At 53.3% G+C, this 18,466-nt stretch carries 21 protein-coding genes; 15 read left to right on the forward strand and 6 right to left on the reverse strand.

Annotated elements, in window-relative coordinates; translation table 11 throughout:
• Positions 1 to 58 precede the first annotated feature (58 nt).
• The 8 genes from KNP86_RS08770 to KNP86_RS08800 all read left to right on the forward strand — a co-directional run bounded on the left by KNP86_RS08770 (position 59) and on the right by KNP86_RS08800 (position 8,220).
• Entirely contained in the window at positions 59 to 1,039 is a 981-nt protein-coding gene (locus KNP86_RS08770) for a LacI family DNA-binding transcriptional regulator (protein ID WP_214753788.1), read from the forward strand.
• 157 nt (positions 1,040 to 1,196) lie between these two features.
• Positions 1,197 to 2,438 carry an MFS transporter gene (locus tag KNP86_RS08775; RefSeq protein WP_214753790.1) on the forward strand — a complete coding sequence of 414 codons (1,242 nt, stop codon included), beginning with the start codon at positions 1,197 to 1,199 and terminating at the stop codon, positions 2,436 to 2,438.
• A gap of 17 nt (positions 2,439 to 2,455) precedes the next feature.
• Positions 2,456 to 3,940 (forward strand): glycoside hydrolase family 32 protein, encoded by a 1,485-nt coding sequence (locus KNP86_RS08780; protein WP_214753792.1) that lies wholly within the window; start codon positions 2,456 to 2,458, stop codon positions 3,938 to 3,940.
• Between the two features lie 77 nt (positions 3,941 to 4,017).
• Positions 4,018 to 4,827, forward strand: a complete 810-nt coding sequence (locus KNP86_RS08785) for a carbohydrate kinase family protein (RefSeq protein ID WP_353048165.1) — start codon at positions 4,018 to 4,020, stop codon at positions 4,825 to 4,827.
• Entirely contained in the window at positions 4,818 to 4,994 is a 177-nt protein-coding gene (locus tag KNP86_RS15775) for a hypothetical protein (protein ID WP_353048166.1), read from the forward strand. Before KNP86_RS08785 ends, KNP86_RS15775 begins: the two co-directional genes overlap by 10 nt.
• A gap of 136 nt (positions 4,995 to 5,130) precedes the next feature.
• Complete coding sequence (locus KNP86_RS08790) at positions 5,131 to 6,168, forward strand: ABC transporter substrate-binding protein (protein WP_214753794.1); 1,038 nt, start codon at positions 5,131 to 5,133, stop codon at positions 6,166 to 6,168.
• Positions 6,169 to 6,178: 10 nt separating this feature from the next.
• Positions 6,179 to 7,192 carry a FecCD family ABC transporter permease gene (locus KNP86_RS08795; protein ID WP_214753796.1) on the forward strand — a complete coding sequence of 338 codons (1,014 nt, stop codon included), beginning with the start codon at positions 6,179 to 6,181 and terminating at the stop codon, positions 7,190 to 7,192.
• The gene (locus KNP86_RS08800) at positions 7,189 to 8,220 is read left to right on the forward strand and encodes a FecCD family ABC transporter permease (RefSeq protein ID WP_029594756.1); all 1,032 of its coding nucleotides are present in this window, start codon (positions 7,189 to 7,191) and stop codon (positions 8,218 to 8,220) included. Before KNP86_RS08795 ends, KNP86_RS08800 begins: the two co-directional genes overlap by 4 nt.
• 46 nt (positions 8,221 to 8,266) lie before the next feature.
• Here the strand turns inward: KNP86_RS08800 and KNP86_RS08805 are convergent, their stop codons facing one another.
• Positions 8,267 to 9,133 (reverse strand): LysR family transcriptional regulator, encoded by an 867-nt coding sequence (locus KNP86_RS08805; protein ID WP_214753798.1) that lies wholly within the window; start codon positions 9,131 to 9,133, stop codon positions 8,267 to 8,269.
• A 104-nt stretch (positions 9,134 to 9,237) separates the two neighbouring features.
• Here KNP86_RS08805 and KNP86_RS08810 point away from each other — a divergent pair, with 104 nt between their 5' ends.
• The 4 genes from KNP86_RS08810 to KNP86_RS08825 all read left to right on the forward strand — a co-directional run bounded on the left by KNP86_RS08810 (position 9,238) and on the right by KNP86_RS08825 (position 11,489).
• Positions 9,238 to 9,969 carry an SDR family oxidoreductase gene (locus KNP86_RS08810; RefSeq protein ID WP_251130466.1) on the forward strand — a complete coding sequence of 244 codons (732 nt, stop codon included), beginning with the start codon at positions 9,238 to 9,240 and terminating at the stop codon, positions 9,967 to 9,969.
• Positions 9,969 to 10,529 (forward strand): sugar O-acetyltransferase, encoded by a 561-nt coding sequence (locus KNP86_RS08815; RefSeq protein ID WP_214753800.1) that lies wholly within the window; start codon positions 9,969 to 9,971, stop codon positions 10,527 to 10,529. Before KNP86_RS08810 ends, KNP86_RS08815 begins: the two co-directional genes overlap by 1 nt.
• 62 nt (positions 10,530 to 10,591) lie before the next feature.
• A complete protein-coding gene (locus KNP86_RS08820) occupies positions 10,592 to 10,957 on the forward strand; it encodes a cyclophilin-like fold protein (protein WP_214753802.1) in 366 nt (121 codons plus the stop codon).
• A 133-nt stretch (positions 10,958 to 11,090) separates the two neighbouring features.
• Positions 11,091 to 11,489 (forward strand): cytidine deaminase, encoded by a 399-nt coding sequence (locus tag KNP86_RS08825; protein ID WP_214753804.1) that lies wholly within the window; start codon positions 11,091 to 11,093, stop codon positions 11,487 to 11,489.
• Between the two features lie 36 nt (positions 11,490 to 11,525).
• Here the strand turns inward: KNP86_RS08825 and KNP86_RS08830 are convergent, their stop codons facing one another.
• Entirely contained in the window at positions 11,526 to 12,242 is a 717-nt protein-coding gene (locus KNP86_RS08830; protein ID WP_214753806.1) for a polysaccharide deacetylase family protein, read from the reverse strand.
• Positions 12,243 to 12,371: 129 nt separating this feature from the next.
• A complete protein-coding gene (locus KNP86_RS08835; protein WP_214753808.1) occupies positions 12,372 to 13,130 on the reverse strand; it encodes an MBL fold metallo-hydrolase in 759 nt (252 codons plus the stop codon).
• 118 nt (positions 13,131 to 13,248) lie between these two features.
• On the opposite strand from KNP86_RS08835, the gene KNP86_RS08840 reads away from it, so the two are divergent.
• Complete coding sequence (locus KNP86_RS08840) at positions 13,249 to 13,656, forward strand: Lrp/AsnC family transcriptional regulator (RefSeq protein WP_214753810.1); 408 nt, start codon at positions 13,249 to 13,251, stop codon at positions 13,654 to 13,656.
• Between the two features lie 38 nt (positions 13,657 to 13,694).
• Here the strand turns inward: KNP86_RS08840 and KNP86_RS08845 are convergent, their stop codons facing one another.
• Positions 13,695 to 14,414 carry a GntR family transcriptional regulator gene (locus KNP86_RS08845; protein ID WP_021066242.1) on the reverse strand — a complete coding sequence of 240 codons (720 nt, stop codon included), beginning with the start codon at positions 14,412 to 14,414 and terminating at the stop codon, positions 13,695 to 13,697.
• Positions 14,415 to 14,561: 147 nt separating this feature from the next.
• Here KNP86_RS08845 and KNP86_RS08850 point away from each other — a divergent pair, with 147 nt between their 5' ends.
• On the forward strand, positions 14,562 to 15,911 hold the full coding sequence (locus tag KNP86_RS08850) for a 6-phospho-alpha-glucosidase (protein ID WP_214753812.1): 1,350 nt from the start codon (positions 14,562 to 14,564) through the stop codon (positions 15,909 to 15,911).
• A gap of 71 nt (positions 15,912 to 15,982) precedes the next feature.
• Positions 15,983 to 17,536, forward strand: coding sequence for a PTS transporter subunit EIIC (locus tag KNP86_RS08855; RefSeq protein WP_214753814.1), 1,554 nt, complete (start codon positions 15,983 to 15,985; stop codon positions 17,534 to 17,536).
• A gap of 51 nt (positions 17,537 to 17,587) precedes the next feature.
• Here the strand turns inward: KNP86_RS08855 and KNP86_RS08860 are convergent, their stop codons facing one another.
• Positions 17,588 to 17,857 carry a hypothetical protein gene (locus KNP86_RS08860; RefSeq protein WP_214753816.1) on the reverse strand — a complete coding sequence of 90 codons (270 nt, stop codon included), beginning with the start codon at positions 17,855 to 17,857 and terminating at the stop codon, positions 17,588 to 17,590.
• A gap of 84 nt (positions 17,858 to 17,941) precedes the next feature.
• A complete protein-coding gene (locus KNP86_RS08865; RefSeq protein ID WP_251130467.1) occupies positions 17,942 to 18,373 on the reverse strand; it encodes a WYL domain-containing protein in 432 nt (143 codons plus the stop codon).
• Between the last annotated feature and the right edge of the window lie 93 nt (positions 18,374 to 18,466).

An 18,466-nucleotide genomic window follows, 5' to 3' on the forward strand; every position in this document is an offset into this window, starting at 1 on the left:
TCAACGCGCACAGTTTTGTATAATTGAAAGCGAGAGCTAGGAAGGGAGAAACGATTCGATGAAACCAAAGATTGAGGACGTAGCCAAGTTGGCTGGGGTTTCTCCGACAACCGTGTCACGTGTGTTGAACAATCGTGGCTATATCAGTGAAAAGACTAAAACAAAAGTTGAGGCGGCAATGCAAGAACTCAACTATTTTCCGAACGACGTGGCGCGGTCACTGTTCAATAAGCGCTCGCACTTAATCGGCTTGATTTTACCGACAACGGCCAACCCGTTCTTCGGGGAGCTCACGTTCCATATTGAGAACTACTGTGCAGCGAACGGGTATAAAGTACTCCTATGCAACAGTTTGAACCAAGTCGATAAAGAAGAGCGTTATTTGGAGATGTTGCTCCGAAACCAAGTCGATGGCATTATCGTCGGGACACATAACCGTGGGATTCTCGATTACCATAAACAAAATTTGGCGGTCGTGGCAATTGACCGTTACTTATCTGATACGATTCCGGTCGTTAGTTCGGATAATTATCAAGGGGGTAAGCTGGCGACCGATTATTTATGGACAAAAGGCTGTCGCCGTATCGCTTTGATCGATGGGGAAGGGTCACTCGAGACACCGGCCCGCCTCAGACGGCAAGCCTACCTCGACGTGATGAAAGCACACGGTCAAGAACCGATCGTGTACGAGGTCGAAGAAGTCTTTGACCGTACGAGTCAAGAAGCCGTCATGCAAAAGTTGATTGAAGAACAACCGGAGCTCGATGGGGTGTTCGCGACGAACGACTTGTTCGCGGCTTCCTTCATGCGCGTGATGAAAGCTTCTAAACACTCGTCACGAAAAATCGAAGTGGTCGGCTATGATGGGACCGAGGCAGTCCGCTCGCTCTTGCCAGAACTCGCGACCGTACAACAACCGATCGAAGAGATTGCGAAGACGGCCATCGATCTTCTGCTGAAAGAAATCGACGGGGAATTTACGGATGAAGGTAGAGAAATTCAACTTCCCGTCCGTATGATTCAAGGCGCCGACGCTTAAAGATGGACCCGCTCTGTACGAGGAGCGGGTTTTTTCAATCCAAGAAAAAAGTGACAACAATATGTCAACCGGTTGACATGTGAAAGCGGTTGACATATTATGATTTTGAAAGTGCTTTCAATTTGTAGTTCATTCTATTTTTGAGGGAGACACCATCATGAAAACGTCAAAAATCTTGTATTGGAAACTAAGTGCCTATTTCTTCTTCTTCTTTTTCACTTGGTCGTCGAGTTATTCATTGTTCTCGATTTGGCTCGGTCAAGAGATGCAACTGACTGGCGCCCAGACTGGCTTGGTCTTTTCTGTAAACGCTATCTTTGCGCTATTGATGCAACCGCTCTATGGATTCATCTCCGATAAGATTGGTCTAAAGAAAAACATTTTGTTTTTCATCAGCATGCTGCTCGTATTTGTCGGTCCGTTCTACATCTATGTATACGGACCACTCCTTCAGTACAACGTTATCATCGGTGCCGCTGTCGGGGGGCTCTATCTCGGGACGGCCTTCCTTGCTGGGATTGGTGCAATCGAGTCGTATATTGAAAAAGTAGGACGGAAATACGATTTTGAGTACGGGAAGACGAGAATGTGGGGTTCTCTCGGGTGGGCTGCAGCGACGTTCTTCGCAGGGCAGTTGTTCAACATCAACCCAAACATCAACTTTTGGGTGGCGTCGGTCTCGGCCATGGTCTTGGTTGCGATCATCTTGTCAATCAAGATAGAAGTCACGGACGTCGAGATGGAACGGGCGGCCTCGGTCACATTGAAAGACGTCGGTCATTTGTTCACATTGAAAGATTTTTGGTATTTGATGCTGTATGTGATTGGTGTCGCTTGTGTATATGGCGTGTATGACCAACAGTTCCCGGTCTATTACTCGTCGCTCTTCCCGACAGAGGCGCAAGGGAATCAGGTGTTCGGCTACTTGAACTCACTCCAGGTATTCTTAGAAGCTGGGATGATGTTTGCCGCGCCGTTCGTCGTCAATAAAATCGGCGCAAAAAATAGCTTGATTCTTGCCGGTTACTTGATGGCGTTCCGGATTGTCGGATCGGGACTCGTCGAAGGACCGATTGGGATCTCTTCGATGAAATTGATTCACGCCTTGGAGTTGCCGATTATGCTCGTCGCAATCTTCAAATACTTGGCAGCCAATTTCGATACGCGTCTATCGTCGGTGCTGTATCTCGTCGGTTTCCAGTTCGCCAAACAGGTCGGGGAGTCGATCATGTCACCGGCTGCCGGATACTTCTATGACAGTATCGGATTTAGACAAACGTATTTAGCGATGGGAGCCATCGTTCTCGCGTTCACGGTCATCTCGATGTTCACGTTATTGAACGAGAAGAAGACCGATCTTCAAAAACCAACATCAAAAGATATGGGACAAGTCATTTAACTTAAAGGAGCGATCATATGTTAACGCACACAACACAGACAGAGGCAGACAAAGCGGTGGCCGAAGCGAAAGCGAAACTGGACACGACGTATCGGCTCGGCTATCACATTATGGCGCCGGCCAATTGGATCAATGATCCGAACGGACTGATTCACTACAAAGATGAATATCATGTTTTCTATCAACACCATCCGTACGACGAGAATTGGGGACCGATGCATTGGGGACACGTGAAGAGTAAAGACCTCGTCCATTGGGAGCACCTCCCGATTGCGATCGCCCCGACAGAGGAATACGAGCGGGACGGTTGCTTCTCTGGGAGTGCGGTCGATGACAATGGTGTCCTCACATTGATTTATACGGGCAATCTCTTCATCGACAAGGAGAAAGACATTCTCGACCAATCTCAATGTATCGCCACGAGCACCGACGGCATCCACTTTGAGAAGCATCCTGGAAATCCGGTCATCCCGACGCACCCGGAAGACGGTTCTGGTCATTTCCGTGATCCAAAAGTATGGAAGCACGAAGACGAATGGTACATGGTCCTCGGTACCCGAAAAGGTGACATCGGGAAGGCAATCCTCTACAAGTCGGCAGATTTGAAGGAATGGCAGTATCTCGGTGTGCTCGGAGAGAGTGATGGGACGGAAGGATACATGTGGGAATGTCCGGACTTCTTTGAACTCGACGGCGAGCACGTGCTCTTGTTCTCACCGCAAGGGATGAAACCAGAAGGGGACCGGTATCAAAACCTATTCCAGACCGGATACATGACGGGGTCGTTCGACTATGAGACGAACACATTCGACCGGGGCGCATTTAAAGAGCTCGATTACGGACATGATTTTTATGCCGTGCAGACGTTGCTCGATGACAAAGGCCGGCGCATCGCCATCGGGTGGATGGACATGTGGGAATCGGAGATGCCGACGAAAGAACATGGCTGGGCCGGGGCGTTGACGTTACCACGTGTGCTGACGCGGATGGAGGACGGCCGCATCAAGATGGAGCCGGTCGAAGAGCTGACGGCCCTTCGTTCGAAACGATTTGACTTGAACCTATCGACCATCGAGGACACAGAGATCGTCACCGACGTCACAGAGGAGTTGCTCGAAGTAGAAGTTGAGTTTTCCTTACGTGATGTGACGGCGGAGGCATTCGGCATCAAGTTGCGTCGCAGTGAGGACGGGGAGCAAGAGACGGTCATTCGGTTCTCGACGAAGACGCAACAACTCTCACTCGATCGGACGAAGTCAGGTGTGGGCGTCGATGGGGTGAGAACGGTCGAGGTCGAAGGAGAAGGTGATGTGCTCAGTTTGCGTCTCTTCTTGGACCGCTCATCAGTAGAAATATTCGCCAACGGTGGGACGGCGGTAATGACGAGCCGGATTTATCCGGATCCGACAAGTCTCGGGCTATCGTTCTATGCCGAAGGGGGACGTGTCGACATCAAATCGTGCCGTGTTTGGAGTTTGAGCGATGTGTGGAACGAACAATAAACATGCAGAGCCAAGTATCCATCTTTCGAGGTGGGGCTTGGCCCTTTTTATGAAAATGAGAAAGGATGGAAATGAACATGAGACAACTTCATTGTATGGGTGAGGCGCTGATTGATTTGATTGCGCATACGAAAGGACAATCGTTGGACCAAGTAACGACGTTTGAACGGGTCGCAGGAGGGGCCCCGGCAAACGTAGCTGCCGTCGTGGCTTCATTAGGAGGACGATCTTCATTGATCACAAAGCTAGGCAATGACGCGTTCGGGGACTATTTGGTTTCCACACTGAAAGAGAAAGGGGTTGGCGTCGAACACATCTTCCGGACGAGTGAAGCGAATACAGCGTTAGCGTTCGTCTCGGTAAAAGAGGACGGTGATCGAGACTTTTTGTTCTATCGAAATCCGTCGGCTGATTTATTAATGAATGAGGAGGAAGTGAAGAGAGAATGGTTCAATCAACAGGATATTTTTCATTTTGGGTCGGTCGACTTGGTCGAGAGTCCGATGAAATATGCCCATCGCCGTGCAATCGAATGGATGACACAAGCCGGTGGCATCATCAGTTTTGACCCGAATATACGCACCTCACTTTGGAATGACTTAGACGTCTACAAACAGACGATTCAAGAGTTTCTGCCTTTCGCCCATATCCTCAAAGTGTCGGAAGAAGAGCTTGAATTCATCACGGGTATCCCCGAACAAAAACGAGCGATCGCTTCCTTGTTTAAAGGCAATGTGCGCATCGTGCTCTATACGAAAGGGGCGCGAGGAGCCACGATTTATACAAAAAATCACACCTGTGAGGCACCTGCGTTTCCAATCAAGGTCGCTGACACGACAGGTGCCGGCGACGCGTTTATGGGGGGATTTTATATCAGTTGCTTGTGAATGAGACGACCGTTTCCACGCTCGAACCATTCATAGGTCGTCATGGCGAAGAGGTCTTACGGTTTGCCAATGCGACTGGCGCGCTCGTCGCATCGGTGAAAGGTGCGATTGACGTTTTACCGACGCAAATCCATGTCAATACATTATTGGACACGCATAGCGTTTAATAAAAAGCTGTTTCTTGTCCAAAATAGATGGAAGTTCACATTGACAACGTCAAGACATTCATCCTATACTCATAAATGATAATGATTATCAGTGTCGGCGTAAAACGTTGTCATAGAGAAAAAAGGGGACTAGGACATGAACAGCTACAAGAAAATGCTACATATGTTCATCATCATGTCTGCTTTCGTGCTCGTGCTCGCAGGATGCGGCTCGAACAACGAAGATGCAGCCACGACAGATGAATCTGCCGAAACGGCAGAAGGCTATCCAATCACAATCAAACACGCGTTAGGCGAGACGGTCATCGACAAGAAGCCAGAACGCGTCGCAACGGTCGGTTGGTCGAACCAAGACGTGGCGCTCGCGCTCGACGTCGTACCAGTCGGATTCTCGGCTGCGAACTACGGTGTCCAAGATGGCAGCGGCATGTTGCCATGGACGGCTGACAAGTTGAAAGACCTCGGTGAAGAAAACCCGAACATCTATCAAGATACGGACGGCCTCGACTTCGAAGCGATCGCCGACTCACAGCCGGACGTCATTCTCGCTGCCTACTCAGGCATCACGCAAGAAGATTACGACACGTTGACAGAGATTGCACCGGTCGTCGCATACCAAGAGACGCCTTGGGTGTCATCATGGCAGGACACGGTCCTTTATGACTCAATGGCCATGGGCATGGAAGAAGAAGGCAAACAGTTGATTGAAGATACAGAGAAACTCATCGCCGACAAGGCGGCTGAAGTACCGGAGATGAAAGGGAAGAAAGCGGCATTCGTCGCGCTCAGCCCGGACGATCTCTCGAAGTTCTACATCTACACGACTGGTGACCCACGCGGTGCCTTCATCGAAGAGCTCGGCATGGAGTACCCTGAGAACATCACAAGCCAAATCAAAGATGAGAACAGCTTCTACCTCGAGCTCAGCTCAGAGAACGCTGACATCTTGAACGACGTCGACATCTTCGTCGCCTACGGCAACGAAGAGACGTTGAAAGCACTTCAAGCTGACCCGCTCTACAGCAAAGTGCCGGCCATCAAACGCGGTTCGGTCGTCATGATCGAAGATAACACGCCGCTCGCGGCTGCTGGGACACCATCACCACTCTCGATCGAATACACGATTGACGACTACGTGAAACTCGTGTCAGAAGCACTCGCGAAAGTCGAGTAATCAAATGAATATGCCGAAGAAGTTACACACGCCGAAACGGTTCGGGCTCCTCCTCGCAGGGGCGCTCGTCCTGCTCGTCGTCTGTATGCTCGCTTCGCTTGCTTTCGGCTCACGGACAGTCGGATGGGATGAACTGCTTGACGGTTTATTCCGTCCGGCTGTTCAGTCGTATGAAGCGGACATCGTCCGGCAGCGGGTCGTTCGGACGGTGTTCAGTTTCATGTGCGGGGCGGCACTCGGTGTCTCGGGCGCATTGATGCAGTCGGTGACACGCAACCCGATCGCCGACCCAAGCATTCTCGGGGTCAACACGGGGGCGGCGCTGTTCGTCGTCGTCGGGCTCGCCTTCTTCAACATCTCGACCGCGGGCGACTATATTTGGTTCGCACTCGTCGGGGCGCTCTTGACGGCGGCGTTCGTGTTCGGGATTGGGTCGCTCGGACGGGGCGGCTCGACGCCGCTCAAGCTCGTCTTGGCCGGTGCGGCAACGAGTGCGGCACTGTCGTCACTCGTCATGGCCATCATGATTCCGCGCTCGAACGTCATGGACCAGTTCCGGTTCTGGCAAGTCGGTAGCGTCGGGGCCGGGACGATGGACTCGATTATGACGTTCCTGCCGTTCTTTATCGGCGGGATCGTCATCGCCATCTTGGCGGCACCGTCCCTCAACATCTTGGCGCTCGGGGAAGAGCTCGCCACAGGTCTCGGTGTCCGCATCGGCACGTTGAAAGGGATCGCCTCGTTCGCCGGTGTCATCTTGTGCGGGGCGGCGACGGCACTGGCTGGACCGATTGGTTTTATCGGTTTACTCGCGCCGCATCTCGTCCGCTTGGTCATCGGAGCGGATGAACGCTATATCATCCCGATGTCGGCACTGACGGGTGCGATTTTATTGACGTTCGCTGACGTGGCCGGACGGTTGCTCGGCAGTCCCGGGGAACTCGAAGTCGGAATCGTCACGGCATTCGTCGGGGCCCCGATTTTGATCGCCTTGACGATGAAAGTGAAGGTGCGGGGCGTATGACGAACCAATCGATTCAACCCATCATCCATAACAGTCGTAAGCGCCGGCAACGGACCGTCTTCGTGACGCTCGTCTTGTTCGCGCTGGCCCTTACGTTGAGCGCGACGATGCTCATGCTCGGCAACACGATTTATCCGGTCGCGGATGTCATCCGTGTCTTGTTCGGGGAACAAGTACCGGGTGCCTCGTTCGCCGTCGGCACAATCCGTCTGCCGCGCATGCTCGCCGGCGTCTTCGCCGGACTCGCGTTCGGGATCGCCGGGACTGTGTTCCAGACGATGCTTCGTAACCCGCTCGCCAACCCGAACGTCATCGGCATCACGACCGGTTCGAGTGCGGCAGCTGTGTTCGGTATCGTCGTCTTACAGGCGAGCGATACGTTCGTCTCCATCATCTCAATCATTGGCGGACTGTTGACCGTCCTCGCCATCTACTTCTTGTCGAAAGGCGCCGCCTTCTCGATTGGCCGGCTCGTGCTGGTCGGGATCGGGATTCAGGCGATGCTGACGGCGGTCATCAACTATCTGCTGCTCATCAGCCGCCAAAACGATGTCGGGACGGCGATGCGCTGGTTGAGCGGTAGCTTGAACGGGGTGAAGATGGAGACGCTCCCGCCGCTCATGATTGCGGTCGCGCTCTGCCTCCCGGTCATCCTCCGACTCAGCCGACAGCTCCAGATTTTAGAGCTCGGGGAGATGACGGCGACGTCGCTCGGTGTCAAGACGAACCAGACGCGCGTCCTGCTCATTGTCGCCTCGGTGCTCATGCTCGCGCTCGCGACGGCGACGACCGGACCGATCGCGTTCGTCGCGTTCCTGGCGGGACCGATCGCGAAGCGGCTCGTCGGGGACGGGCGTTCGACAATCATTCCGGCGGCACTCGTCGGTGTTATCTTAGTGCTCGCAGCTGATCTCATCGGTCAGTTCGCCTTCACGGCCCGCTACCCGGTCGGTGTCATCACCGGCATGGTCGGGGCGCCGTATTTGATTTATCTCCTCATCCGGATGAACCGGAGAGGGGAGCTATAAGCGACAGGAGCCTCGTCTGGTGTGGGACGAGGCTCCTGTTTATCGTTCATTTAGAATTGAAGATCTCCAAAAATGTCGAGGCGACGTTCGACAGACGGCTCCCGCTCTTCCAAATCAAATGGACGGAAGACGTGAGCGGGGGATGGAGCGGGACGAACACGAACTCGGTCCGGTGCGTGTTGATAATCCCGTCGAGGCAGAGCGCGTGGCCGACGCCTTCCCGGACGAGGAGCGAGGCGTTATAGAGCAGGTTATATGTCGCGACGACGTCGGCTTCAGTCAAATCGACGCCGAGCCGGGCCGACAAATGTCGGTCAACGAGCGATTGCTCCGACAAGATGAGCGGCAAGTCGAGGAGATCCTCGGTCTCGATGGCACTCTTTTGTCCGACTAGGCTGTCACGACGCGTCAAGATGCCCCAACGATCGACATGAGGGAGCTCGCGCGAGGCGTACGTGGCCAGATTGATTGGTTCGATGACGACCCCGAAATCGAGGATGCCTCGGTCCAGCTTGTCGATGACGTCGTCTCCGTTGCCGCTATACAGGCGTAATTTGACGTCGGGATGAAGCTGTTTCATCTGTCGGAACGTCTCGATGACCGAGGCGAGCGTCTCCGTCTCGCCACCGCCGATATACAGTTCTCCGCTGACGGGTGTCGCCGTGTTCAAGTTGACCGAGATCTTATCGGCCAGACGGACCATCTCTTTGGCGTGTTCGGCCAAATAGTAGCCTCGTTCGGTCAGCGTGACGCCGCCTTGGCTCCGCTCGAACAACGGTCCGCCGAGACTGTCCTCGAGTTGATGGATTTGCCGGGACAGTGCGGGTTGCGACAGTCGTAAATGTTCGGCCGCGCGCGTGATGTTCTTTTCGCTCGCGACGGCGAGAAAGTACCTTAGTTGTTGTAGCTCCATGTCATCCCTCCATGCGTTTTCGTTATGGTTCTTAATCAAATAGTAGCATTAGACATGATGCTTGTCCGTTCCTATACTGAAGTCAATCAAAGGAGGAATGGATTATGACCATCAATAAAGTTGTCATCATCATGGGGGCGTCGAGCGGGATCGGCGAAGCGACGGCCCATCTATTGGCCGAACGGGGCGCGAAACTCGTGCTCGCCGCCCGTCGTCTCGATCGGTTGGAAGCCATCCAAGCGAAGCATCCCGAGGCCGATATCGTCATCCAGCAAGCCGATGTCACGGAGTACGCAGCTGTCGAGGCGGTGGTGAAGACGGCACTCGACACGTTCGGGCATGTCGATGTCTTGTTCAACAACGCCGGGATCATGCCGACCGCGCCACTTGTCGACGGGCGCCGTGACGAATGGCAGGCCATGCTCGATGTGAACGTGACCGGGGTGTTGAACGGGATTGCCGCCGTGCTTCCAATCATGGAACGTCAACAGTCGGGTCATATCATCGCGACGGATTCGGTGGCCGGCCACGTTGTCTATCCGGAGTCGGCCGTCTACTGCGGGACGAAGTTCGCGGTCCGCGCCATCATGGAAGGCTTGCGCCAAGAACAGCGGGAGAACAACGTCAAATCGACGATTATCTCACCGGGAGCCGTCCAGACCGAACTGTACAACACGATCAGTGACAAAAAAGCCGCCCAGGCGCTCCATGAGGCGCAAACCGAGTGGGGATTGACGAGCGAGGACGTGGCTGAAGCGGTCGTCTACGCCATCGACACACCGGATCGGGTCTCTGTCAGCAACCTCATCATCCGGCCGACGAAACAACAGGTGTGATGATGAGTAGCGGATTGAGAGAACGCTTGTCCGGTCGAACAATCGCAGCGGGCGAAGCCGTCTTTGAAGAGATTCGTCACATTCAACGAGCCATCGAGCCGACACTCATGCGCCTGAATTATAAATACTTGCCGAAAGACGAGTTCCAGCGGACGCTCTCGGAGTTGCTCGGGCAAGACGTCGCGGAGTCGGTCACGGTGCTGCCGCCGTTCTATACCGATTTCGGGAAACACATCACGCTCGGGACAGACATCTTCATCAACCGCGGCGTCATGTTCACCGATCTCGGCGGCATCGACATCGAGGACCACGTCTTGATCGGTCCGTTCGCCAAGCTGTTGACGGTCAACCATCCGACCGACCCGACCGAACGGCGCGGCTTGATCACGAAGCCGATTCGCGTGAAACGGAACGCCTGGATCGGGGCCGGGGCGACGATTTTGCCGGGTGTCACCATCGGCGAGAACGCCATCGTCGCAGCTGACGCGACGGTGACAAAAGACGTCCCGGACAATGTGACGGTCGCCGGGACACCGGCCCGTATCGTTCAGACGTCATGAACGTCATCCGCCTCGGATTGGTCGCTTCCATGGTGTTTCTCGCTGGGTGTGGGGACGACACGGTGAGGAAGCCAGAGAATCAGGAAGGAGTGACGTCACAAGTGGAAGAACTAAACGTCTCAATACGTTTCGAAACCAACCCGACAGCCGAAGCGCTCCAAGCCCGTCTGCCACTCACGTTGTCGATGCAGGACTTGCATCAGAACGAGAAGTATTTCTATTTCGACGAACCGTTCCTGACGAACCCGGAACGTGTCGGTTCGATTCGGGCCGGGGATGTCATGCTGTATGGCGATGACTGTCTCGTCTTGTTTTATGAAGACGTCGAGACGAGCTATGCATATACGCGCATCGGTCGGGTCGAGGATTTTGCGACGCTTGAACCGCTACTCGGGAGCGGGACGGTCGAGCTGACGTTTCAAAACTGAACAAACAGTGTGACCGCTTTCAAAATTTCATTGACTTCTCTATCGCTTGAGGTGTATGCTAAAAATCCTGCCCAAAAAAGAGAGGCCGGGAACTGGCATCAGTTCATTATGAGTCAGAGAGGAACATGATCCCATGAACCAACAACAATTAGTCGAGCGTGCCCGTCAAGTGAAAGAGAACGCCTACTCCCCATATTCGAACTTCCGTGTCGGAGCGGCGCTTCTCATGAAGGACGGAACGGTCATCGACGGCGTCAACGTCGAGAACGTCTCGTTCGGTGCGACGAACTGTGCCGAGCGTACGGCCATCTTCACAGCGGTCGCGCAAGGTTATAAAAAAGGTGACTTCGAAGCCGTTGCGGTGTCAGGTGACACGGTCGACTTCTTGCCGCCATGCAGCATCTGTCGCCAAGTGCTCGTCGAGTTCGGCGACCCGGACTTCAAAGTGTTGCTCACGAACGGCAACGCCGACGTGAAAGAAGTGACGCTTGGAGAGCTCGTTCCACTCGCGTTCACAGAATTAGAGATGTAATAGTAATGCCCCGCATCCATCGATGCGGGGCATTCTTTATTGATTCGGTTCCCACGGATTGAAAAAGTTGTACGGGGGATGCACCCCTTCTAACGTCCGGAACTCATAATTGCGTTCTTTCGCATAGCGGATAATCGTATCGAGCGCTTTCGGCGTCATCGAGTGATCGTGCGCCAAAATGATCGAGGCGATATTCATCTTGTAATTCGCCTCAAGCCGATTGAACACACGCTGCTCGATCGGGGCGTTGTCCTTTTTATAGATATGGTCGAGACTGCCGACGTTCCAATCCCAAATCTCAAAACCGGCCTCGTCCATCGCTTGCCAGTGCGCAGGCGTCATGCCTGCGTCACTACCGTAAATCGTGCGGGCCATATTCGTATAGATACCTGTCACTTCATAAATGAGGCGTTGCACGTCCTTCATCTGACGCACGGCCGTCATCGGCGACGCATAAAACTCCTCGCGCACGTGTGTCATCCCGTGCAAGGCGATGAGATGGCCTTCGGCGACGATGCGTCGGATGAGGTGCTCATTGCCTTTGATATTTTTCCCGAGGATGAAAAAGGTCGCCTTCACCCGATGCTTCTTCAAGACGTCAAGCAACGCTCCCGTCTTCCGATTCGGCCCGTCATCGAGTGTCAAATAGATGAGACTACGGTCGTTATAGGCTTTCGGTTTCGGAATCGCCGCTTGAGACAGGGAGCTGATTAACAAAAAGATGGACATGAGTAAAATGACGCGTTTCTTCATTCTAACAAAACTCCCTCGAGGCAAAAAACGGGTTACATGGCATCGGTATGAAGCATAGAATACCACAAACAGGAGTCAAAAATGAAGCTAAAAACGACCCTGACGTGAAAGGTCAGGGCCGTCATTTCGTTAGCGTGAAATCGTCTCGCCGTCTTCTGGAACGATGAGTCGATCAGCGAAGCTGTGTGATGCCGCATAGGCGCGTAAGTCAGGACGCGACAACTTCCAATGATTGACTGCTTCCATGTGGACCGCGATAATCGTCGCGGCTGGAGCCGCCTCATGCACATGGCGGACGTCCTCTTCGTTCATGACGAGCGACCCGCCTTCGACGAACTGGTTGTCCCCGGCGTTGACGACGATGACTGCTGGTTGATGCGTTTGAATCGTCTTAGCGACTTCGTCATACCAAACCGTGTCCCCGGCGACATAGAGCGTCTGTTCCGTAGGGTGGGTGAAGACGACACCGCACACGAGACCGGCCATTTCTAAAATCGGACCGCGACCGTGCTCCCCAGCTGTCTTCGTGAGGTTGATTCCTTCGAATGCTGTCGTGTCGCTCAACACGGTCACGTTCGTGAAGCCGTCGCCTTCGATGACAGTCAAATCGTCCTCGTTTTGAACGAACACCGGGATCGCTTTCGGCAGAACTTGTTTCGCGACCTCGTCGTAGTGATCGAGATGCAGGTGGGTCAAGATGACGGCATCGACGCCTGTCAGAATGTCGTCGATCGCGATTGGTAGGTCGGCCAATGGATTAGCGTCTTGCCGTTCCGAGTTCGGGAACGGTGGATAGGCGCCTTTCTCCCCGAGGAATGGGTCGATGAGGAACGTCTTTCCGGCGTATTCGACGCGGAGTGTGGCATTACGGATCAGTTGTACGTGCATAGAAAAATCTCTCCTTTTAGCTATAATGTATGTACAGTCTAACAAGCAGCCGTCGTTTCATACATAACACGAATCAAGTGTTTGGACGGATTGGCTTGAATCGTGAAAGGAGTCACCTATGCTCGATCCAACAGACCGCCTCATCATCGAGGCGCTACAGGCGAACAGCCGGATAACGATGAAAGAACTCGGGGCACACGTGCACTTGACCGGGCAGGCGACGGCGACGCGCGTCAAGAAGCTCGAAGACCTCGGCATCATCGAAGGATATACGATTCGCGTGAACGAGGACAAGCTCGGGTTACCGGTTCACACGATGATCACCATCTTTACGTCGAGCACGTTCCACGACCCGTATCTCATGTTCCTCGAGGAGCACCGGCCGTACGTCCGCAATAACTACAAGGTGAGCGGGGACGGCTGTTACGTCTTGGAGTGCCGTTTTCCGTCGAACCAAGAGCTGAACGCTTTTTTGGACGGGCTCAGCAAGTACGTCAATTATAAGTTGTCGATCGTCATTAACTGACGAAGGACCTGTGAATCGCTTGATTCACAGGTCCTTTTTCAATGTCTTCGTCCGGCGCGGATGATGAAGCGATATTCTTCACTCTTGAAATACGTTTCTGTGAACTCAAACCGACTGCCATCCATAAGAAACGAATAGAGTTCGACTTTGAGTACGGGCGTTCGTTCACTCACTCCGAGCATCTCGGCAATCTCTTTTGTCGGGAGCACCGGGATGAACTCTTGGACGCTGTCCGCAATCTTGAACTGTTTGACGTCTTCGATATAGGCGTACTTCGATTGCGACATCACTTCGTACGTCAAGTCGGGGAACAGCTTTAGCGGCAAGTATGTGTCCTCGACGATGAGCGGTTCGCCGTCTGCGAATCGTTGACGCCTCACGTAGAAGACGAGCTCGCCATCTTCGAGTTCGAGTGCCTCTCGCACTTTCTCACTCGGTGGCTGCAACGTGAAGGTGAGCACTTTGTTCGTCACTTCTTTCCCTTCTCGTTTCATGTCTTCCGTGAAGCTTTTTAATTCGTACATGTTGTGTTCAATCTTTTCGGACTGGACGTATGTGCCGCTGCCCTGTCGTTTCCATAAGAGACCTTCCTCTTGGAGCAATTTGACCGCCTGCCGGACAGTCACTCGACTGACGCTGAACTCTTCGACGAGTTGAGCCTCGGTCGGGATCGCCTCACCGGGCGCCCACGTGCCGGACTCGATAAACGTGCGCATTTTGTGGGCGACTTGTTGGTAGAGCGGTGATTTTGCTTTCATGACTGACCCTCCGATTTCGACCTAAATTCATACTTCTAGTATACACAAAGTAAAACGTTTTTAAAAAATATTGTTGACGTTTAAAATAATATGTATTAAATTTGTATTGTAATCAATTAGATATGTATTCGAAAGGGGAACACACACATGAAACAAGGACAACGCCTCGTCGTCGTCGGTGGCGGCAGCACGTACACAATCGGTATGATTATGAGCTTGATCGAAGAGAAGGCTCACTTCCCACTACGTTCCATCACGTTTTACGATACGGATGGTGAGCGCCAGGAGCGTGTCGCCAAAGCGACTGAAATCATCTTGCGTGAGCATTACCCAGAGCTCGAGCTGTTCGAGTATACGACGGACAAAGAATACGCCTTCCGCGACAAGGACTTCTTCTTCGTTCAAATTCGAACGGGCGGCCTGGAGATGCGCGAGAAAGATGAACAGATTCCGCTCCGTCACGGCGTGGTTGGACAAGAGACGTGTGGACCGGGCGGGATGTCGTATGGGATGCGGTCGATCGGGGACATGATTGATCTCGTCGCAGACATCCGCCAAGGCTCACCGGACGGTTGGATCTTAAATTATACGAATCCGGCCGCAATCGTCGCCGAGGCGTTGAAGCGTGCCTACCCGAATGACAAAAAGATTTTGAATATCTGTGATATGCCGGCCGCAATCATGGTGAGCTACGCGAAGATTCTCGGCAAAGAGATTTGGGATCTCGTGCCGGAATACTTCGGCCTCAACCACTTCGGTTGGTTCACAGGCATCTATGACAAAGAAGGCAATGAGTTGACGGAAGACATCAAGCGCGCCATCTTAGAGGACGGGTTCATCCCAGAAGACTCAGAGATCGCAAACGATCCATCTTGGATCAAGACGTTCAAGCAAGTCGAGAAGATGCTCACCGATTTCCCGGAATATTTGCCAAACACGTATCTTCAGTATTATTTGTATCCGTCCGACATGGCGGAGAAGGAAGACGTGGAGAACACGCGGGCCCGTCAAGTCATCAACGGCCGCCAGCAACGGGTCTTCTCGGTGTGCGATCAAATCATCGCTGACGACTCACTTGAGAACGTGCATCTTGAAGTCGACATCCACGGTTGCTACATGATTCGCGTCGCAGCGTCACTCGCCTACAACAATGGCGACATCTTCATCGTCATGGTGAAGAACGACGGCATCATCGCTAACTTGCCGGATGATGCGATGGTCGAAGTGCCGGCGATGCTCACGAACCGTGGACCGAAGCCGTTCGCTGTCGGACACATTCCTCGCTTCTACAAAGGGATGATTGAAGGACAGCTCGCCTACGAACAGCTCGTCGTCGACGCCTATTTCGAGAACAGCTATGAAAAGGCACTCCAGGCACTCACGCTCAACCGGACCGTCGTCGATGCGCCGGTCGCCCGTCAAATCCTTGACGATTTGATTAACGAGAACGAAAACTATTGGCCGGCCCTCAAACAACGGGAGACGATCGCACGCTAAAGACGAAGGGGAGTTATTCCCCTTTGTTCGTTTTGTGAATTGATAACGCTTACACATGAGGAGTGAATCAAATGAGTCAATGGTTCGGGGTATTTCAAAAATTCGGGAAGGCGCTCATGGTACCAGTCGCGCTCTTGCCGGCGGCCGGTATTTTACTTGGTCTCGGCGCGGCGCTAACAGGTCCGCTTGCAGAAAGTTGGACGTTTTTACAGAACGGGACGGTCGAAGCGATCAGTGCCGGGATGCTTCAAATCGGGTTGAGTATCTTCGCCAACTTGCCAATCATCTTTGCGATTGGCGTCGCGGTTGGTCTGTCCGGCGGGTCGGGAATTGCGGCACTTGCCGCACTCGTCGGCTACGTCATCATGAACACGACGATTTCGATTGCCCTTGGGATCACACCGGAAATGGCGGCTGAGAGCGGGGAGTACGGCATGTTGCTCGGTATCCCGTCACTTGAGACGGGTGTGCTCGGTGGGATCGCGGTCGGCTTGCTTGCGGTCTGGGTGTATAAAAAATTCCACACGTTCAACCCGCCAGAGATGCTCGGCTTTTTCGCCGGAGATCGTTCGGTCGGTATCGTCATGGTATTCTTCTCCATCTTGCTCGGTTTCTTTATGATGCTCATTTGGCCGCCGATTCAGACCGGCCTCACAGCGATGGCGAATGTCATCGCGAGTGATGCGACGAATCCGGCTTACGTCGGGTTATACGGAATGCTCGAACGGTTATTGATTCCGACCGGATTACATCACATCTGGTACGCACCGTTCTTATGGACGTCACTTGGCGGCACGGCGACGGTTGGCGGTTCGATTGTGAGCGGGGACCAATATATTTTCCTCGCTCAAATCGCAGAAGGTGTCGACGTGACGGCCGGACGCTTTATGGCCGGCAAGTTCCCGATCGTCATGTTCGGTCTTCTTGGAGCGGCGTTCGCCATGTACCGTCAGGCCGACCCGGACAAGCGTCCCGTCGTGCGTGGCCTCTTGCTCGCAGCGGCAGGGACGGCGTTCTTGACCGGGATCACCGAACCGATCGAGTTCACGTTCTTATTCATTGCACCACTTCTTTACGTCGTGCATAGTGTGTTGACAGGGGTGTCGTTTGCGCTCATGTACGCTCTTGACGCCCATATCGGCTGGGCCGGTGGCTCGGGATTGATTGACTATGTCTTGGTGAATGTGTTGCCAGGGACGCCGCGCTGGTGGATGAACCTCGTCGTTGGGGCCGGATTCTTCTTCGTCTATTACGGCATCTTCACGTTCGCGATTAAAAAATGGAACTTGGCGACGCCGGGCCGAGGGGGACAAGAGACGAAACTGTTTACCCGCAAAGACTACAATGAAAAGAAATCAGGAAAGACATCAATCCAAACGACGGCACTTGCCATTCAAGAGGCGCTCGGTGGCCGTGACAACATCATCGATATCGATGCCTGTTTCACACGTCTCCGTGTCGAATTGAAAGATGTGTCCCAAATCGATGAGGACGAGTTGAAGGCACTCGGGGCAGCCGGGGTCGTGCAAGTGAAAAATAACATCCAGGCCATCTTTGGAGGACGCTCGGATTTGTACAAGAATGAGTTGCTCAAACTGCATAAAGAGATGGACCAAGCGAATTGAAAAAAGAGCTCAACCGATTTACGGTTGGGCTCTTTGTCCGAGATGAGAAGGTTAGTTCGTAACCGACGAGGCACGATAAAATTGAGCGCCTTTGATGAGTGTCGAAGCGACGAGACCGATAGCGAGCGGCAGCGTGATGACGCCGATCCCTTGCTCGGTGACGATCATGTTGCCTTCCTCATAATAGCCTTTCAAGTAGAACAGGCCAGAACCAATCGTCTCGTTTAGCTTGAGCGTCGAGACGTTGAGGTACACCATGATAGCGAACAATGAGATGACACTGATTGAGACAAATAATTTTGAAAACGATAGCTTGGTCATGCGAACGCTCCTTTACATGTAGCAATATGGACTCATATTACTATATAAAGACAATTCTCACATGAGGACAAAGCATCGATTTGATTAACGATACCGGTTCCATAACCGCTCCGCCTGCTCTCGCATCATCTCCCGCAGTTCAGTCGGCTCGACGACCTCGACTTCCGCCCCGGCCGCGAGCAATTGCCGCGACAAGAAAGGCAACTCGGCTTCCGGTACGTCCCACTCATTCTTTTCAGCGATATCGGGTAATACGTCTTCAAGCAGACGGCGGCCGAGCGGGGTGATGTTGAGCCGGACGGTCCCGCCGCTTCGGTCGTCACTCGCCTCGAGCAGCGTCGCCAAATCGTCCGCTTCGAACGTGTCATCAAGGAGACGCAGCGCTTCAATCCGGTCAATCCGATATTGGCGTAGCCCGTATTCCGAGAGACCATACACATACCATTTCGAATCGAGGAGCGCCATCCCGACCGGGGCGACGGTGAACGTGCGGCTGCCTTGTATTTTGCAATACAAATGTGGTTCTTACGCAATGTTGGTGAGGTAGTGATGCCGACATTATGGGAATAAAATCAAAAAGGATTGATTCCCATGAACGAGTTGGAGTTC

Source organism: Exiguobacterium sp. s16 (genome assembly GCF_018618115.1).
Lineage (GTDB): Bacteria > Bacillota > Bacilli > Exiguobacteriales > Exiguobacteriaceae > Exiguobacterium > Exiguobacterium mexicanum_A.

Excerpts from the sequence above, each read along its gene's own strand:
- KNP86_RS08785 (WP_353048165.1), top strand. The coding sequence starts at position 4,018 with ATGAGACAACTTCATTGTATGGGTGAGGCGCTGATTGATTTGATTGCG.
- KNP86_RS08780 (WP_214753792.1), top strand. The coding sequence starts at position 2,456 with ATGTTAACGCACACAACACAGACAGAGGCAGACAAAGCGGTGGCCGAA.
- KNP86_RS08845 (WP_021066242.1), bottom strand. The coding sequence starts at position 14,414 with ATGAAAGCAAAATCACCGCTCTACCAACAAGTCGCCCACAAAATGCGC.
- KNP86_RS08790 (WP_214753794.1), top strand. The coding sequence starts at position 5,131 with ATGAACAGCTACAAGAAAATGCTACATATGTTCATCATCATGTCTGCT.
- KNP86_RS08825 (WP_214753804.1), top strand. The coding sequence starts at position 11,091 with ATGAACCAACAACAATTAGTCGAGCGTGCCCGTCAAGTGAAAGAGAAC.
- KNP86_RS08830 (WP_214753806.1), bottom strand. The coding sequence starts at position 12,242 with ATGAAGAAACGCGTCATTTTACTCATGTCCATCTTTTTGTTAATCAGC.
- KNP86_RS08850 (WP_214753812.1), top strand. The coding sequence starts at position 14,562 with ATGAAACAAGGACAACGCCTCGTCGTCGTCGGTGGCGGCAGCACGTAC.
- KNP86_RS08860 (WP_214753816.1), bottom strand. The coding sequence starts at position 17,857 with ATGACCAAGCTATCGTTTTCAAAATTATTTGTCTCAATCAGTGTCATC.
- KNP86_RS08795 (WP_214753796.1), top strand. The coding sequence starts at position 6,179 with ATGCCGAAGAAGTTACACACGCCGAAACGGTTCGGGCTCCTCCTCGCA.
- KNP86_RS08770 (WP_214753788.1), top strand. The coding sequence starts at position 59 with ATGAAACCAAAGATTGAGGACGTAGCCAAGTTGGCTGGGGTTTCTCCG.
- KNP86_RS08815 (WP_214753800.1), top strand. The coding sequence starts at position 9,969 with ATGATGAGTAGCGGATTGAGAGAACGCTTGTCCGGTCGAACAATCGCA.
- KNP86_RS08800 (WP_029594756.1), top strand. The coding sequence starts at position 7,189 with ATGACGAACCAATCGATTCAACCCATCATCCATAACAGTCGTAAGCGC.
- KNP86_RS08810 (WP_251130466.1), top strand. The coding sequence starts at position 9,238 with ATGACCATCAATAAAGTTGTCATCATCATGGGGGCGTCGAGCGGGATC.
- KNP86_RS08835 (WP_214753808.1), bottom strand. The coding sequence starts at position 13,130 with ATGCACGTACAACTGATCCGTAATGCCACACTCCGCGTCGAATACGCC.
- KNP86_RS08840 (WP_214753810.1), top strand. The coding sequence starts at position 13,249 with ATGCTCGATCCAACAGACCGCCTCATCATCGAGGCGCTACAGGCGAAC.
- KNP86_RS08805 (WP_214753798.1), bottom strand. The coding sequence starts at position 9,133 with ATGGAGCTACAACAACTAAGGTACTTTCTCGCCGTCGCGAGCGAAAAG.
- KNP86_RS08855 (WP_214753814.1), top strand. The coding sequence starts at position 15,983 with ATGAGTCAATGGTTCGGGGTATTTCAAAAATTCGGGAAGGCGCTCATG.
- KNP86_RS08775 (WP_214753790.1), top strand. The coding sequence starts at position 1,197 with ATGAAAACGTCAAAAATCTTGTATTGGAAACTAAGTGCCTATTTCTTC.